This window comes from Dictyobacter kobayashii, assembly GCF_003967555.1.
GTDB classification, from domain to species: Bacteria; Chloroflexota; Ktedonobacteria; order Ktedonobacterales; family Ktedonobacteraceae; genus Dictyobacter; species Dictyobacter kobayashii.
In genome coordinates this window covers 441,370-458,140 of sequence record NZ_BIFS01000001.1, presented here as the reverse complement: position 1 = coordinate 458,140, position 16,771 = coordinate 441,370, and the positions used below count along the sequence as shown (strand labels likewise).

Annotated in this window: 11 protein-coding genes, 1 tRNA gene and 1 pseudogene; 1 reads left to right on the top strand and 12 read right to left on the bottom strand. The window is 50.5% G+C overall.

From position 1 onward, the window contains the following. Positions 1 to 82 precede the first annotated feature (82 nt). The 9 genes and pseudogenes from EL645_RS42225 to pgmB all read right to left on the bottom strand — a co-directional run bounded on the left by EL645_RS42225 (position 83) and on the right by pgmB (position 9,063). A complete protein-coding gene (locus EL645_RS42225; RefSeq protein ID WP_246035498.1) occupies positions 83 to 487 on the bottom strand; it encodes an FAD binding domain-containing protein in 405 nt (134 codons plus the stop codon). Then, positions 485 to 948 (bottom strand): annotated as a pseudogene (locus EL645_RS42220) (FAD binding domain-containing protein); the annotation flags it as partial. The pseudogene EL645_RS42220 and the gene EL645_RS42225, both read right to left, overlap by 3 nt. Positions 949 to 961: 13 nt before the next feature. After that, a complete protein-coding gene (locus EL645_RS01920; RefSeq protein WP_126548478.1) occupies positions 962 to 3,298 on the bottom strand; it encodes a xanthine dehydrogenase family protein molybdopterin-binding subunit in 2,337 nt (778 codons plus the stop codon). 95 nt (positions 3,299 to 3,393) lie between these two features. After that, a complete protein-coding gene (locus EL645_RS01915) occupies positions 3,394 to 3,900 on the bottom strand; it encodes a (2Fe-2S)-binding protein (protein ID WP_126548477.1) in 507 nt (168 codons plus the stop codon). A gap of 493 nt (positions 3,901 to 4,393) precedes the next feature. After that, positions 4,394 to 4,927 (bottom strand): hypothetical protein, encoded by a 534-nt coding sequence (locus EL645_RS01910; RefSeq protein ID WP_126548476.1) that lies wholly within the window; start codon positions 4,925 to 4,927, stop codon positions 4,394 to 4,396. Between the two features lie 330 nt (positions 4,928 to 5,257). Beyond that, positions 5,258 to 5,641, bottom strand: coding sequence for a cupredoxin domain-containing protein (locus EL645_RS01905; RefSeq protein ID WP_126548475.1), 384 nt, complete (start codon positions 5,639 to 5,641; stop codon positions 5,258 to 5,260). Positions 5,642 to 5,903: 262 nt separating this feature from the next. Further along, positions 5,904 to 5,980 (bottom strand) — tRNA-Glu (locus tag EL645_RS01900). 149 nt (positions 5,981 to 6,129) lie between these two features. Beyond that, positions 6,130 to 8,346, bottom strand: a complete 2,217-nt coding sequence (locus EL645_RS01895; protein ID WP_161977032.1) for a glycoside hydrolase family 65 protein — start codon at positions 8,344 to 8,346, stop codon at positions 6,130 to 6,132. Between the two features lie 66 nt (positions 8,347 to 8,412). Then, complete coding sequence (pgmB, locus tag EL645_RS01890) at positions 8,413 to 9,063, bottom strand: beta-phosphoglucomutase (protein ID WP_126548473.1); 651 nt, start codon at positions 9,061 to 9,063, stop codon at positions 8,413 to 8,415. Positions 9,064 to 9,598: 535 nt separating this feature from the next. Between pgmB and EL645_RS01885 the strand changes: the two genes are divergently transcribed. Then, entirely contained in the window at positions 9,599 to 10,318 is a 720-nt protein-coding gene (locus EL645_RS01885; protein ID WP_126548472.1) for a hypothetical protein, read from the top strand. 140 nt (positions 10,319 to 10,458) lie between these two features. Here EL645_RS01885 and EL645_RS01880 read toward each other — a convergent pair whose 3' ends face one another. The 3 genes from EL645_RS01880 to EL645_RS01870 all read right to left on the bottom strand — a co-directional run bounded on the left by EL645_RS01880 (position 10,459) and on the right by EL645_RS01870 (position 16,759). Further along, positions 10,459 to 11,769 carry a hypothetical protein gene (locus EL645_RS01880; RefSeq protein WP_126548471.1) on the bottom strand — a complete coding sequence of 437 codons (1,311 nt, stop codon included), beginning with the start codon at positions 11,767 to 11,769 and terminating at the stop codon, positions 10,459 to 10,461. 201 nt (positions 11,770 to 11,970) lie between these two features. Continuing rightward, positions 11,971 to 15,303: a glycosyltransferase family 39 protein gene (locus EL645_RS01875; protein WP_126548470.1), complete on the bottom strand. Its 3,333-nt coding sequence runs from the start codon at positions 15,301 to 15,303 to the stop codon at positions 11,971 to 11,973. Positions 15,304 to 15,340: 37 nt separating this feature from the next. Further along, complete coding sequence (locus EL645_RS01870; protein ID WP_126548469.1) at positions 15,341 to 16,759, bottom strand: tetratricopeptide repeat protein; 1,419 nt, start codon at positions 16,757 to 16,759, stop codon at positions 15,341 to 15,343. Between the last annotated feature and the right edge of the window lie 12 nt (positions 16,760 to 16,771).

Here is a 16,771-nt window from a genome sequence, read left to right as displayed (position 1 = left end):
CAAGGGGTACATAATACTGTATATTTGTATCGTTACAATGTATTGTTACAATGTATTCTTACAATATACGGGTAGCAACCTTTTAAATGCGCTCGATGGCTTTCAGGATCGCACGGCGCGCGACAACGGCGGCCATTTTACGACGGTACTCTTCGGAACCATGGATATCCGAGATCATACTCTCGCCATCGGTCGCGTGGCTGACCGCCGCGCTGATGGTGGCCTCATCTAGCTGACTGCCAACCAGTGCGCTCTCAACGGCGCTGGCCCGAATTGTACGCACGGTCGCACCGGTAATAGCGATACTGGCTGCTGAGCAGGTGCCGTCCGTTCCACGCGTAATGAGGGCTGCACAACCTGCGATAGCATAATGCGAGGCTTTGTTGGCCAGCTTCTCATAGGCAGAGCCAGTCCGGGCAGCCAAAACAGGGAAGCGTAATTCAACCAGCAGCTCATTAGGTTCCAAAGCCGTCGTGAAGGTATCCACAAAGAAATCGTCGGCTTTGATGGTGCGCTGGCCCTGTGGACCTTGAACCACAATCTCCGCTTTCAGGGCCAGTACAATGCCTGGCATATCGGCGGCTGGATCAGAGTGAGCGATGCTGCCCCCAATGGTGCCACGATTGCGTACCTGTTGATCGCCAATCATCGTGGTCCCTTCGGTCAGCAAAGGAAAATGAGTGCGCAACAGATCGGATTTCTCAATCTGGGTATAGGTGGTCAACGCGCCCACAACGATATTGCCTTCCTCCTCACGGATGTAGGAGAGGCCGCTGATCCTCCGATATCGATCAGATGTTCCGGCTGAGACAGGCGCAGTTTCATCGCTGGAATCAGACTATGACCTCCAGCCAGCACTTTTGCTTCATCTCCGTATTGTTGCAAAAGCGCGATGGCCTCGTCCACCGATGTAGCGGGATGATAATCGAATACTGCAGGTACAGACATACACTTTTCCTCTCTATTGCTTATGGATGATCCGCCACAATTTTTCGGCCTTAAGCGGCATATCAATATGGTTGACGCCCAGCGCATCGGCTACAGCTGCCGCGACCGCTGGTGTCGAGCCAATGGTGCCAGCCTCTCCAACGCCTTTGACGCCCAGCGGATTGACAAGGGTCGGTGTGACGGTATGATCTAGCTCGAAGAATGGTAACTCTGGCGCGATAGGCATGGCATAGTCCATGAAGGTCGACGTCAGCAGTTGTCCGTCTTCATTATAAACTACTTCTTCATACATCGCTTGCCCGACGCCCTGCGCAATGCCACCGTGAACCTGTCCGGCGACGATGAGAGGATTGAGTTGTTTGCCACAGTCATCGACTGCCACATAGCGCGTGATCCTGGGCTCGCCCGTCTCCTGATTGATCTCAACAACGCAGATATGGGTACCAAAGGGGAAGGTACAGGCCTCTGGCTCAAAGAAAACGGTGGTCTCCAATCCGGGCTCGATACCTGGCGCCAGCGTGTTAGACGTATTGGCGGTCGCGGCCACATCCTCAAATGAGACCGATTTCTGTGGCGAGCCGACAACAGTAAACTTGCCCTCTTCTAGCTCAATATCGGTTGCGCTGGCCTCCAACATTGCGGCTGCAATCGTCGCCATCTTCTGTTTTAAGCGCAGTGCAGCCTGATAGACTGCGGTACCACCCACTGCCGTCGTACGGCTACCATAGGTGCCACGTCCTTCGGGAGTAGAGTCGGTATCGCCATGTAGGATCAAGACCTTCTCCTGGGGGATGCCAAACTCATTGCCAACGATCTGGGCAAAGGTCGTTTCTTCTCCCTGTCCATGGGGTGAAGATCCTGTGTAGACCATCACCGTGCCGGTCTGCTCAATGCGCACGCGGGCACTTTCGTACAGACCAAACGGCGTGGTTCCCTTGGGACCGATGCCGCAGATCTCGACATACGAGGAGATCCCGATGCCCATCAATTTGCCTTGCGCGCGGGCCTGTTTCTGCTCTTCGCGTAACTTATCGTATTGGATAATATCCATGGCCTTTTCGAGGGCGGCTGCATAGTTGCCGCTATCATAGAGGGCCCCGGTTGCCATGGTGTGTGGAAACTGTTCGGGTTGCACAAAGTTCAACAAACGGATCTCGGCAGGATCGCGCTTCAACTCATTGGCTACCAGATCTATGGCGCGTTCAACCATATAGGCAGCTTCAGGGCGTCCAGCACCGCGATAGGCGTCCGTTGGAGCCTTGTTAGTAAAGACGGTATCGCAACTGCTATAGATGTTGGGAATATCATAACAGCCACTCAACATTGGCAGGGTAAATGCGATGGCGATCACATCGGTAAAGAATTGCAGGTATGAGCCTAGATCCGAGATAATGTGAAACTTTAGCCCAACGACCTTACCCTCCTTAGTCGCGGCAGCCTCCATGTAGTTTACCTGGTCGCGACCATGGATCGTGGCCGCCAGGTTTTCGTCGCGGTCCTCAATCCACTTCACCGGACGTCCAGTTTTCATGGCGGCAAAAGAGGCCAGCGCTTCTTCTGGATAGATGTTTAGTTTGCAGCCGAAGCCACCTCCGACCTCAGGGACAATGACGCGCACCTGGTGCTGGGCCAGGCCCAATTGTTCCGCCAGATAGTTTCGCAGCAGGTGAGGAATCTGGGAAGAGCTCCATAGACTGAGAGACTTATCGGACTTCCTGAACTCTGCCACCACGCCACGCGTCTCCATTGGAGATGGGGCCACGCGTTGGTTGACGAAGCGCTCTTTAACGATGACGCCGCCGTTGGCCACGGTCTCCGCAAAGACCTTATCGATGGCTTCGGATGAGGGATGCATAGAGACGGCGACATTAGTCTTGAATTCTTCATAGAGGATCGGAGCATCGGGCTGCATGGCTTTCTCGATATCGATAGCAGCTGGGAGTGGTTCATAGTCGATATCTATGAGATCCAGGGCGTCACGGGCGATATAGCGGTTCTCCGCGATCACAATCGCCACTGGATCTCCATAGAAGCGCACTTTGCCTTCAGCAAGTGGCAGGCGTCTTCCCATACCATTTGTGATATGTGGAGGAAGGGGAGCCGCCACTGGAATATTGCCAACAGTACCTTTAATATCTTGCGCGGTATAGACGGCGACCACACCGGGTTGTTGGCGGGCGGCGTCTGTATTGATGCTGGTGATCCGGGCATGTCCGTAAGGGCTACGGAGCACCGCCATGTGGAGCATACCAAGGAGCTTGATGTCATCGACATAGGTTGCTTGACCTGTAATCAAGCGTGGGTCCTCACGCCGTTTGATCGGCGTACCAAGCATAGCTGCAATGCCCATGAGTGTACATATCCTTTCTCATACGTTGAGAAATGAAACCTATTCCATACACAACAATGGTTAGAGAGCATCCTTGCGCAACAAAAGGATTGGGACTAATCTCCTGCGGGGACCGGAGTTTCCGCGCTGGTGCTCATGCGCTCGGCGGCATCCTGGACGGCTCGGACAATATTCTGATAACCGGTACAGCGGCAGATATTGCCTTCTAAGCCACGGCGAATCTCGGCCTCGGTTGGATGAGGATTATTCTTGAGAAGTTGATAAGAGGCCATGATCATACCAGGTGTGCAGAAGCCACACTGTAAGCCATGCTTCTCCCAGAAACCTTCCTGAATCGGGTGCAGGCTGCCTTCAGGGGCCAGACCTTCGATGGTTGTTACCTCACCACCATCTGCCTGAACGGCCAGCACTGTACAGGATTTGACCGCTTCACCGTTGAGCATAACTACGCAGGCTCCACATTGTGAAGTGTTACAGCCGATATGGGTTCCTGTGAGATCCAGTACTTCACGTAAATAATGGACCAGCAATGTGCGCGGCTCGATCTCGCTATGTTGCTGCTGCCCGTTGACGGTGACGGTAATTGAACGCTTCGTCGTCATTGATAGTACCTTTACCTCTGCTAATCGCGACCCCTTTCGACAGCAACGAAAGGCTTGAGCGCGATACTTCTATGCAACCAATGATACAAAAGAGCTTGCTGTGCTTGTGCTGTGAGGAATGAGTCAGGTCATTCTTTAACTTCAGTGTACGCTACTTTGAGAAATCGGCTTAACTCCTTTCGCTCCATACACAGGAAGAGAGCAGAAAGATGGAATAAAGCGACAGCGATACAAAGCGTAGCATCAAATGGTAATCCATGTTGGACTTCATCGATATTGGTTCCTTGTTATGAAGGAGGCAACATGGGTAGCTGTCCATCCACCGCCTCAACCCTTCCTTGGGACGTCCAGAAAAGGAATTCTATAACGTGAAGAGCGTAGCACACGTGAGGTTAGCTTGTCAACGTGAAAAGGCGAGAACACGTTTAACGCGTTCTCGCCTTTTCACTTAAATAAATTATTGTTGAGGCGCACCAGTGGCAACACGATCGCCCTAGTTACCCGGTTTTCGGTTTCTTTTTCCGCCTGTACCAGGTGTAACTGTGCCTGTGGTTTTAGTTCCGGTTGTAACCACAAAAGACTGTGGGCGTGTATTATCTACCTGACAGGACACGTTACCAGAAGAAAACTGAGCCGTAATCAATGAAAGCCGGTTGATGGCGGCGACATGCCCGGCCATAGGTAGATTGGCCACTGCCAGGCCATCGCTGGTAGTAACAGCATTCAGCTGTGTAGTAGATAGATCACCCCAGGTGATATTAAAGTTGACGCCTGCGCCACCAATGCCGACCGGATTGCCATTCTCATCATTTTTGATGAACTTAGCGTAGATGGTGATGACGCCTTTTTCATCGAAGGTGGGGGATGAATTGAGCAGCCAGACGCCACACGCCTGTGGTGGAAGTGTCGGCGTGGGGGTAAGTGATGATCCATTGAGATTAATAGTCGTTGTTGGCTGCGGTTGAGCAGCCGCAGTGGTCGTATCAGCATTTGCCCCGCAGGCGACTACTACAACACTAAGTAACAAAGCACACGACACCGCTCCACATTTGAGAGCGAGTGAAATTGGTTTTACTTTTATGTCTTGTTTGAATGTTTTCTGTTGCATAAATCGACTATCACCCTCGTATATAATCAATACTGCTGCGTAGTATAGCACACCTTCCGGCCGGGGCCGTAAATTTGTGCAACATATACCATGAAAGTACTATATCTTTCTGTATCCGGGACTTATTCTACCAGAAGAAGGGTACATGAGGAGATAAAGAAGAAGAAAAGAAAAGAAGCACAGCGAGGGTCTAGTCTTGCGCGCCAGTTCTAGAAATATGCTGTGCTTCTTAAAGATATTTGAGAAAAATTATTTCACAATCACTGAAAGCTTCATGCCACCGTGAATTGTACAATACAGTTTAAATGTACCAGCGGTGTTGAATGGTCCGATAGTAGCTTTATCGCCACCAGTGAAGTTCACATTGACATCGGGAGCGCCTGCCTCTTTGGTTGGATCTGGTGTGGAACCATTCCAGGTACCGTTTTTAATTACGTGTGGAGCAGCAACGTTATCGATGAGGTCCAATTTTTGGCCTTTGGGCACAGTCACTTCAGTCTCAATAAACGATGATGCACCCATATGGGCGGCCACATTCTTAGGAATAGAGTTGGCATCAATAACTCTACAGGCAGAGAATAAAACGGTAATAAGAGAAAGGGCTAAAAGTCCGAATAGGATCTTTTTATTCATAGTGTTCCTCGGAGTCCTCCTTGAGAATTCTGTTCGTCTCCATCAGATTGAATAATGACAAGGATATCCTGTCTGTGGACACTCCTACTATAGCAAAATGTCGTCGATATAGCAAAGATAATGGCCCGAAAAAGCTTAGCGAATTTCTGGTTGTCATAATCTATAGCAAAAAAAAGCTGATTTGACAAGGCAGGGATGCAACATCTGCCTGAAACGAGTAACAAAAAAGGCATAGGCGACTTTTCGCTCATGCCTTTTGTCCTGGTAGCGCATACGGGATTCGAACCCGTGATCTCCGCCTTGAGAGGGCGATGTCCTAGGCCGCTAGACGAATGCGCCTTATTGGATATGGACATTGTGGCGCGCATGTTCATGCACGTATTGACCACGCGTTATATAATAACCCGACTTTGGTTTTTTGTCAAGCTTTTTTGCCTGCGACGGCGGTTGAAGCAACCATTTCAACCGCCGTCGCACAGCAGGGAATTTTAGGGTTTCAGGTCGATATGAACTGGTTCACCTTTATGCTTAAACTGGAAACTCAAGCGTTGCCAGTTATGAGGCAGGTGAGGATCGGTAGTATAACCCTCCTCGGTGACTCGCAGGCCGGCAAAGCCAAAGACGGTGGCCTGCCAGACAGCTCCAGCACAGGCGGCGTGGATGCCTTCGGGCGTATTGCCGCGTAAGTTTTCCAGATCGACCAGAGTACCTTTCATGAACATCTGGTAAGCTTCTTCCGTATGACCCAGCTCACTACCCAGGATAGCGTGTAAGGCCGGTGTCAAAGAGGAACCATAGTCGTGGTCAGTAATTGGGAAGTAATAATCCCAATTGACCTTCTTGGTATCGTAATCGAATTCCTGGCGCAGCATAGTCAGAAGCATCAAGACATCTGCCTGTTTGATGAGTTGATACTTTTGTATCTCATGCACACCGAGGATACCCTGATACGAATCCTTACGGCCCTTATATTTTTCCTGGTCGAATTTTGCCAGTTTGAAGAAGCCATCGAACTGCTCAAGCAGCCCTGTAACCGGATCTTGTGGGATACGCAGATGCTCTTGCACATCTTGCATATGCGCTATGCGCTCGTCTGTCAGGTCGAGCTGTTCAATCAAGGCATTAGCTTTAGAGGGAGCCGTCTTCTGCAGCCATTTCAGGGCCTCCAAAGCGATCTTAATATTGTATTTCGCCATGAAATTAGTATGGGCATTGTTATTGACATGCTCATGCCATTCATCGGGCCCAATTACATTTGAGATGGTGTAGTCATTTTGTTGCTCATTTTTCTCGGCCCGGCTATCCCAGAACAGGGCGGTACTCAACAACATTTCAACACCATAGTCACGCATAAACTTTTCATCGGCCGTGACACGCCAGTATTCCCACGTCGCATGAGCGATGCTCGAAGTAATATGTAGCTCAATGAAACCGTTGAGCACAGGGATGACCTCACCAGTCTCGGGGTGCACGATCGAGGGTGGTGTCGTCTCTTCGCCGTTAAGGGTACTTTCCCAGGGATACTGTGCGCCTGCGTAGCCGTTGCTGGCCGCCTTTTTGCGGGCAGCAGGGAGCAGGTGGTAGCGATAGAGCAAAAGGTTACGCGCGATGTGTGGAAGCTCATAGGTGAAAAAAGGTAGCATAAAGACTTCTGTATCGTGGAAGACATGCCCACGGTAGCCAAAGCCGGTCATACCTTTAGCGGCAATGCTATAGCGACTATCATCATCTGAGGCATTGATGCGCAATTGATAGAGGTTGTAGCGCACGCCTACCTGAGCCTTATCGTCGCCTTCTATCAAGATATCAGCCTGCTGCCAGAAATGAGCCCAGGCCTCATCCTGTTTTTGCAACTGATAATCAAAGATAAAAACGTTGTGTGCATTACCTGCTGTCTCTTCAGCAGCAGTGTTCAAGATTTTTTGATGATGGGCCAGTGCGCTTTTGAGCGGATCATCGCTATCGCGTGACGTACACATCACTACGGTTTTTTCAGTGGTGACGCTCTCCTGAGGATTGAGAGAGCCGACCAGACGAATACTGGGCTCAATGTCGCCATCCACAAATTCTTTTTGGAATGCGGTGGTATCCGCATTAAAGCTCATTGTTTGTACAAGGGTTACATTCGTTTTACGCGTCTCGCTCTGCAACCAGAGCAGATCCGAGCTATGGCCCTGATCAGTTGTTTCCCAGTGCATTACATCATAATTGCCCCGGGCCGCATTAAAGTTAGCACGCAATGAAATCGCCACAGGCAGATCCTTAGGCGACTCATCGACTGTGACACTATAGCGAATCAACCCCAGATGTTCATCCGCCAGACTGGCGAAGCGCTCGCTATTGATACGCACACGAATGCCAGCAGGGCTTTCCCAGTGGACGGTACGTGTCAGCACCCCATTTTGTAGATTGAGTGAGCGTGTATATGCCAGCAGTTTCCCCTTATCCAGGCGAAATCGTTCGTTGTTGACAAACAGCTGAATACCGATCCAATCAGGGGCGTTCGCCAGTTCTTCCTTGGAAACCGGAACGCTATCAAAAACTCCAAACAGGAGTGTCGCAGGCGTTTCATGCGGATAGCCCTCTTCGAACGTACCGCGTGTACAAAAATAGCCATTGCCAATGGTAAATACCGTCTCCTGGCTCTGTATCTGCTTGAGATTGGTGCTAAACGAGTCCTCGTTTACTTGCCAGAGATTTCCCACGTTGCATCCTCCATGCATTGCATCGCTCTTGTAGTCAGAAGCTCAAAAGAGCGCCTATTCAGGCGCTCATGCATCTGCCAGTATATCTTTTAAACGCACATTCTCCATTGTTGGTACCACTTTGTCGGCGCGCTTAAAGCGCTCTTTGGGTCCTACGCCTAGAGCATACATGCCCGCGGTCTTAATTGCTTCCACTCCAGCGTCGGCATCTTCTACCCCGATACAATCGATCACTGACGTGTTTACCAGGCCAGCGGCAAAGACAAAAATATCGGGAGCTGGCTTACCATTGACCACGCTATTACCATCGGCGATACCATCGAAGAGATCGATAATCTGTAATCGCTCTAGCACGATACGACAATTTTTGCTGGCCGAGGCCACTGCACTCTTCAGGCCAGCCTGGCGAATCTCCTGCAGCAACTCGCGGCCGCCAGCAACAACCTCCTTCGGACTCATCTGTTCGATGAGCTTATTATAATAGTCATTTTTGCGTTTCATCATATCCTGAATCTGGTCTTCGCTATAGTTGCGGCCACGAATAATATACATTAGAGAATCGCGCCGACCTACACCACGTAGATGCGCATCATTCTCCTCTCGGGTCAAAGGAATTCCCTCTTCGTCTGCTAATTGTTTCCAGGCCCGATAATGATATTCAGACGTATCAGTCAGGACACCATCTAGATCAAATAGGATCGCTTTAGCTTTTGGCATCTGCCTCTCCTTACATGCTTGCATTTTTCTGTATGCCAGCAAAGGCATACGAACATTTGTTATGACGGTTACCGATCCCCATCTTGAAATTGGTTAAGGTTGCTTAAAGATAGTTGTTGGGCCTGTCGAAGCCAATGTGCTTTAGCCCTCTAGTTTGTAAACGTTGATCACATGAAAATGTTGACAATGTCTCATTTAAAAGGGGCATAATTCTTATGTGTGTCAAAATATTATTATACGCTGAAAGTATGGAATCAAGAGAGATTATGGGAATTATGGACGGGCGTAATTTCTCGAAAAGGAGCTTCCTTGTGTGGTTAGAATATTATCTTATTGCTACGTTTAATTGTATAGAGAGAAACACATTTGCACGGATGGAAGCTTCAAATAAGACAAATGGCAAGAAGAACTGGCGATTTTTCCTATTACGGCAATTTGAACTGAAAGAAACGCTCTGCTCGTATAGTATTAAGAAGAGGTATGCTTGAGCTCATTGGGAATTTTATGAAACACCATCCGAAAGGCTGAGGATTATATGAATACACCTGTACAAATTGGCTTGCCGCAAGTTATCTTATTTATTATTGCGGTACTTGGCATTGGCATGCTTATCTCATCGCTCATGGGCTTGTTTGGTGGCCGGCATGAACTCGAACTGTTCGAAGATGAAACTGGCCGTCAGTACCGCCGTTGGCGCAAACGACGCCGTGAGTTACGCTGGAAGCGTGGTACCAGTGGCATTATTATGCTCATACTTGCCATCTCGCTGCTCTGGCTTACTTTTGCCGTTCAAAGCTACCTTGGCCTTACCAACGACATCAAAGTCGCTCGTGTGCAGGCCACCAGTTTTGAAAATGATCCACACAACATGAATCTTCAATTGACCATGTTAGATAAAGATGGGAATCCTACTTCAAATAAATTATACAATGTCAACGGGGATCTCTGGCGGCTCGAATGTGTCATGGTCAAATTTCCGACCTGGATGAACATTTTCGGTATCCACTCCAGCTATAAGTTGACCCGTCTGGAAGGCTCTTACAACGACTCTAACCTGGAACGTAACTCCAAGCACATCGTCATTGATCTCAATGGAGGAGCCGGCGATTTCTTTAATCAGGCGCATAATGCCTCCTGGAGCAAGCCCTTTGTAGATGCCACTTATGGCAATGGTGTCTTTGAGCCCGCCGATGGTAAGGCCTACGATATCTATGTCTCGCAAACCGGCCTTTACGCCAAACTCGCCAATAGTTAACAGGTTCTCATATCAGAACTCGTGGGCAAAAAAAGCGAAGCGTAACAGAACCATATTCAATAAATGGTTCTGTTACGCTTCGCTTTTCAGGATAACTGGATGGTTAATCCAGGAAGAACTATAAGTGTTGTCTTGCGATTCTAAGGGGTGGCGCGGCGCATAAACAGGTCGATGATGCCCAGGGCTGCAGGGATCTGTGCACAGGTTGCTAACAGGAAGCTCATCAAGCTTTCCAGGCGCGGTTTCTCTATCATGTTATAGATGTAGTTACCGAGCCAGGCTCCTAAGAGCATGGTTGCGCCTGCCGGGATGGCCAGCAAGATCATCCAGGGGTTTGTATGCCAGATGAAGTAGGTACAGATGGCAAAGATCACACCGCTAATTACTAAAATTCGATTTTCTTTGAAACTGGTCTGGCGCAAGATGGTATAGATGACGACAGCTGCAAAGAGCGGGATTGGTACCCAGAGTGAAGGCTCTGTCGGGATGATGCGCAGGACATCGGTAATCTTATGTGCACCTTCATAGTGCAGGAAGGAGATGGTATACCAGTCACGACCCATCAAGAGCACTGACCATAAGAAGGGTGCCAGTAAGAAGACACGTTTGCGAGCATCCAGGCGGCGCAACAGGACCAGAGCTGCCCCGGCGAAGGTGGTCACAATAGGAATAAACAAAACGTTTGTCTGTCTCGTCAGGCCAAATTGTTCATAGATGCGATACATATGTTGTGCTGAAGGCTCTGTACGCACGATAGGAATATTTTTTAAGGCATTGACCAGATGTGGTGAATACATCAGGTAGAATGGCCCCAGCACTGCAGGACAGAGAAACTCAAGAATCAAGATCGCCATCACCAGATTGGTAATCCAGTTAGTGGGTCGATACTGCCTGAAGGCCATACGGGCCGCCACGAAGCCCAGGATAATAGTGAGCCAGGACCAGCCCAGCATGCAGTGAGGAACCGACCATTGGGTCTCATCCAGACCATAGGTTGAATGCCAGAAGTTATCAAACATAATAGTGATAGTTAATGCAGTCAGACCACCGCCCAGTATCACCAGTGAGCCTGCGATCTCAAATGGCAGGAAAGGCACGCGTACACATGGTCCATACCATGCGCGAAATTTAGGTGTAAAAGCGATAGTAGCGACCAGAGCAGCCGTTATCGATGTCATCACAAACACAAAAAAATGCGGTGGTGACCAGAAAGTATCAAAGCGAACCGTGGCGTGCCAGACACGATCCCAGAGCTTGCCCGCTCCAGTCGAAGCAAAAAAGATGAAGAATGTTATCCATAAGAGTCGATAAGCCCAGACCTGACCAGCAGGGTGTTCTATCTGAGCAGAAGTCGAAATTGATTGTTCCGTCTTCAGATCTTCGCGTATCAGATTGTCTGCGAGCGAAAAATCGGCAGCGGGCAAATCTTCCATTGGAGGCGTTTGCTGCATACGATTACCTACTTTCTCTTTTCCCTTTCCAGGAATTCCAGGTATCCCTCCTGGCGAAGATTGGGGATGTGAATGCCGGGACAGGCACGTGCCCGGCATTCATTTCTTTACCTGGCATCACCGGTTACCTCAGAATAATGGGTGATGCTGAAAGTTTGCGAGCCTTCCTGGTTATTAATATCGGCATGACTCTTCAATACACTAGCCATCACTGCCACGGAAGTAGACCGCCGATCCATAGCCTTCGTACACCATGCGGAAATCGGGCGGAGGGAACGTGAAGCGGCCATTTTTGGTGACGCCACCTTGATAGCCTCCATTGTCCGTGATGAGCCAGATGCGGCTATGGGCTGCCAGCACATTCTGGAAATCTTGCTGATTAAACAGCGGATGGCTGCCTGAAGTGGTTTCGATAACTTTCTTATCCTGTTCAATCAGGAAGAGGGCTCGATCAATCGAAAAGTAGTAGTCGACCTGCCCTACGTAATAGAGTGTCGTTACCGCTGGCGCGACCGAGACCACTACATCTCCTTTTTTGAAATGATTTTTCATATACTGACCAACATTATCGTAGTCAGCAAAGTGATGGCGATAGCTCAGTCCCAGGGAGCGGCTGATGAACAGATTGTAGTTGCTCAACGGCAGCGCTGGAAAGATGAGGATACTGAAACAGAGCAGGCCTGCCAGCGCAGACAATACCATGCGCACCGGTAGTGAGATGACAACGTGAGGCTGCCCATCGACGTCGCGCCTGTTCAGTGTCAGGTGAGGCCGTGCAAAGCGCCAGACCTGTTGCAAGACGCTCCAGAAGGCGTAGGCACCCAGAATGTAGTAGATGGGTAGCAGGGGATAGTAGTAGCGATCCGCTTCCATGGTAAAGATCATGATCAGGGTGATACTTGAAATGATCAAGAAGAGGGCCAGGAAACGTGCGCGCCGATCTTTGCGCACAAAAGCCAGTACACAGCCCAGGACCATCAGTGATGAATTGATGATCAGCCAGGGTTGGGTTAATAGCCAGGGGGCCGCAGTATCTTTAATCGCGATCGCCTTAAAGAGCAGCGAGACATAATACGGCAGGTTATCCAGGCTAGGTTGAATCTGTGGCCGCCGGCTCTGGTCGGTGGCAAAAGTTGGGGGGTGCGTCCAGTAGACGGTTAGCAACTGGATAATGATGATCGCGCAGGCGATGAGGGCTGGTACCCACCAGTGCTTTTTGCGCAGGATATAAGGCATGCCATAGGGGGCTTCACGCGTCGCTAAGAGCGAACAGATCATGGCCGCGGGCAAGATGATAAAGTTTTCCTCATGGCTCAAGTAGGCTATGACCATACAGGTAATGGCCAGGTAGACAGGGCGTTTGTGCTCGCGTTGCTGGATAGCCCGGTAGAGGGTATAGAGGACTAGAATCACCGTGAACTGTGCCTGTTCATACATACGTGTCTGGCGTGACCAGATCAAGGCGTAAGGCGAGAAGGCCAGCATAGCCGCCGCCAGCCAGGCAATCCTGCGGTTGAACAGCCGCTGGGTAAGTATATAGAGCATTGGAATGCTAACCAGGTATTCGGTCAGGCTGATCAGGCGCGGCACTACATTTCCTCCGCTGCCCAGGATAAACATCAGGCCTGCCAGCAGGTAAGAGAAGAGCTCGCCTTTTGGATAGGTAAAGCCCGAGGGGAAGGCTGGAAAGCCATGGACCATGATGTTGCGGGCCGCATCATAGCTGGACAGCTCATCCTGCCAGAACGGTTCGTAACCCAGGTTGTAACAGGCCATTGGAATGATCAACAACATAATGGGAAGCAGTCCCCAGTTCAAGCGTAACCAGGCCAGCACGCGTTGCATCCATTCTTGGGGCTGCGCGTCCTCTACTGGAAGGGAATCTTCCACCAGGGTCAGGAAATCGTTGTCCAGTGCTTCAGGCTCGGGAGCGGGATTAAATTGTACCTGCTGCCGATAGCGCGCATGACGCCAGAGCCCGATAGCACTAGCCACGACCAGGAGGATCAGGATGAGGCCCCACCAGCCGGTGAAGGGAAATGGCTGGGGCAACATCGGCTCGCGGTCCAATACGATTAAGAGGGCTTCTATAACCAGCGCCGGTAGGAAGATGACGCTGGCCGCCTCAAGAGCAGCCCTGCGCGATGCATAGTAACGGCGTAGCACGAACAGGGCCATAAAGAGCCAGCCGGCCAGCACGGCGATGCTACTATACACAATGATTTCCGCGATCAGGATTGGTGGCATTGTCACGACGTTGCGTGGCGTATTGCTATCTGGCAGGTAGTAAGCCATGCTGGCACCAGGCCGACCGATAGGATTAGGAGGCGACCATCGCATGGTGGCGCTACTATTCTGGGTCCAGTTATCTATGGCCTCAGTCGAGGCATGCCATTCATCATCCGGGAAGGCCAGATTGGTCACTGTATTGTCATGGTTGGCCAGGACATCGAGGGATAAAGCATTCTTTAATGCATCCAGGCCCACTTTTGCCGTGCTGGTACCGGGAGCCTGGACATGGATCGCCAGCGTATTGTTGCCTTTATGCAGGTAGGGGGTAATATCATACACACCCGTAATCAGCCCATTGCGATAGACGACCGGCATGCCCAGATCATCCAGGATAGTTGTGAGATTTTGCCGTGGCACCGTTGCCTGACCATTCCACTGCATATACTGGTGGTCATTGATAAACACATCCGCCTGTCCAGTCGCAATCAGGCGTAACAGTACACTGCTACTGTGCTCGGGTACCTCAATCTGACGCACAAAGTAGCCATCCTGTCCACCTTCAGCGCTCAGCCAATGAGATGGCAGCGGGTAGGTATAGATGACCGGATTAATAGTCAGCAAAGAAGCGGGCGCTACCGGTGATGAGACCATGCGTGTAGGTTGCCAGAGGCTATCATCAAAGGTTGGCAGGGCCCAGCTAAAGGTTTTAGCCGTCCCGCGTGGATGGGCCAGCGTCGTCTGCCCGGTTCCTTGCCAGGAAGCGTTAGTACCGATATAGCTTGTCTGGTCACCCCAGGTAATACCGATCAATGCGCGCAACTGTGGATTTTTTTGATCAGCATCCACGACGCGAGCACTAAAAGTGTTTGCCCCCTTATGCAAGGCCACATTGGCATCGAACATATAGGTTCTAGGGGTCTCACCATGGTCAAAGTCCTGCGTATTGGTGCCAATAAAGATACCATTGACATAGAGCTGGAAGACCTGATTGGCCGTAATCATGACAAAAGCATTATCAGGGATCGTGGTTAAATTGGTTGTATAGCGATAATAAGCTACTGGCGCGTTTGTATCTGCCGCTGCGATCCAGCTGGCGTCCATCCACTGGGGCACATACGTTTTTTGTTGGGGAATCAAAGTATACTGGAAAACGAACCAGCTTGTTCCCGCGCAAGCCAGCAGCAGGCATAACCACAAAGTGAAGCTTGTGAGACGGCGCCTGGCTCGTTGTATGACCAGCGCCTGAAGCTTTCTTTGTGGAGATAGGGTCATATCAGGAAATTTCGAGGAAGTTACGCTCATTACCTTTCTCCGTATCTACCAGGCATTTCGTCCTCCATTAGCGCATCCCCGACATATGCTGGCGAGCGGTATTGTTACGATATGCTGGATCTAGATCCTGTGCTTTATACAGATACTCGCGGGCGTTATTGTTATCTCCCAGGTCAAATCTACTCAATGCGATATATGTGTATGCGGCTGATTGCATCTCAGGACTGGGACTGATATTCAAGACCATGCGCATATGTGCTTCACAGCCTGCGTAATCTTGTAAATCATAGAGAATACGTCCAACGGTGAACTGGGCATAAAAATTGTCATTATTGATCTGCAGTATTTCATCTAGCCAGGGCAAGGCTGGCTCATCATTGGTCAGGCGTGTGCTGGGCATCCCTTTGAGGGGGGCGCTTACCTCAGCCATTTGTGCCAGCGCTAGCGTGACCTCGTCCTGTAGCCAGGGCGCATGATCATAGTTATGCCAGGTGGTGAGCATCGTTTGATAGGAGGAGTAAAAGTCATTCTGGGTGCGATAGTAGTGTCCCAGGTAGGTCTCGCTCTCGGCATTGGGCTGTTCTGGATGCAGGTAATACCAGGCTTCGCCACGTGCGATATGGTAAGCAACCAGTTGATCCAATCCAGGGTTGAAGAAGCGAGCACGATCCAGCCAGTTCAGGGCACCACTGTAATCCCCCACATTCAGCAAATGTTCGGCCTGCGTTTCGCTGGCCATGGCCGCGGGCGCTCGACCAAAAATGAGCAACGCGCATAGTATTCCCAGCGCGATCACCCCGGTACGAGCCCGACGTGTTGAACGCCGATAGGCCAGTGCCGTCTCTTCAAAGCGTATGCGCAGCGGTAGGAAGGCGCGTGCCATCAACAAGATTCCCATGCTAAAGAGTGGGAGAAACCAGCCGATGTCTAACTGATCGGTTAAAATGGCAAAACGGTCAGACAGGCTGTTACCATTCAGTAGAAAAGGTATGATTGGTGTATATTCTGGAGTTGCTGCATAGCCTAGATGCGAGCGTGCCAGCTCTAACTGAATTTGCTGTCGAGTTATTTCAGCCATCGTCGACATATCCGCGCAGAGAAATTGAAAGAGGAACAATCCAGGCGGCAGCAGGCAGAGCAAGGCGATCTTTACATAACTGCTGGCTAGAGCTGTCTGTGGCGCGGTCAGGATCTGCACAGGATCAGTACTGTTTTCAGCCCGCGCCGCCCGCCATGATTGATACGTCAAGAAAAAGATGCAGAGGGCGCAGACTGAGCAGAGTAACCCATAGTTGAGAACACTCAATCGCAGCTGCCAGCCAAGATCCACTGGCAGCCGCCAGGCTATCAGACGTGTTCCCGAGGGGCTAGTAAACCAGGAGCACAGGCTGGCGCTAAGCATTATCACACCCGCAATTCCTGGCATTATGACCCGGTATGGTCCCCAACAGTGCTGGGGGGACCAGGGTCGGTTCGAGCTAACCATGTTCTTATTCCC

What these genes read in the sequence shown, in the direction of transcription:
- EL645_RS01875 (WP_126548470.1), bottom strand. Translation starts at nt 15,303, where the DNA reads ATGAGCGTAACTTCCTCGAAATTTCCTGATATGACCCTATCTCCACAA.
- EL645_RS01915 (WP_126548477.1), bottom strand. Translation starts at nt 3,900, where the DNA reads ATGACGACGAAGCGTTCAATTACCGTCACCGTCAACGGGCAGCAGCAA.
- EL645_RS01885 (WP_126548472.1), top strand. Translation starts at nt 9,599, where the DNA reads ATGAATACACCTGTACAAATTGGCTTGCCGCAAGTTATCTTATTTATT.
- EL645_RS01920 (WP_126548478.1), bottom strand. Translation starts at nt 3,298, where the DNA reads ATGGGCATTGCAGCTATGCTTGGTACGCCGATCAAACGGCGTGAGGAC.
- EL645_RS01905 (WP_126548475.1), bottom strand. Translation starts at nt 5,641, where the DNA reads ATGAATAAAAAGATCCTATTCGGACTTTTAGCCCTTTCTCTTATTACC.
- EL645_RS01880 (WP_126548471.1), bottom strand. Translation starts at nt 11,769, where the DNA reads ATGCAGCAAACGCCTCCAATGGAAGATTTGCCCGCTGCCGATTTTTCG.
- pgmB (WP_126548473.1), bottom strand. Translation starts at nt 9,063, where the DNA reads ATGCCAAAAGCTAAAGCGATCCTATTTGATCTAGATGGTGTCCTGACT.
- EL645_RS01870 (WP_126548469.1), bottom strand. Translation starts at nt 16,759, where the DNA reads ATGGTTAGCTCGAACCGACCCTGGTCCCCCCAGCACTGTTGGGGACCA.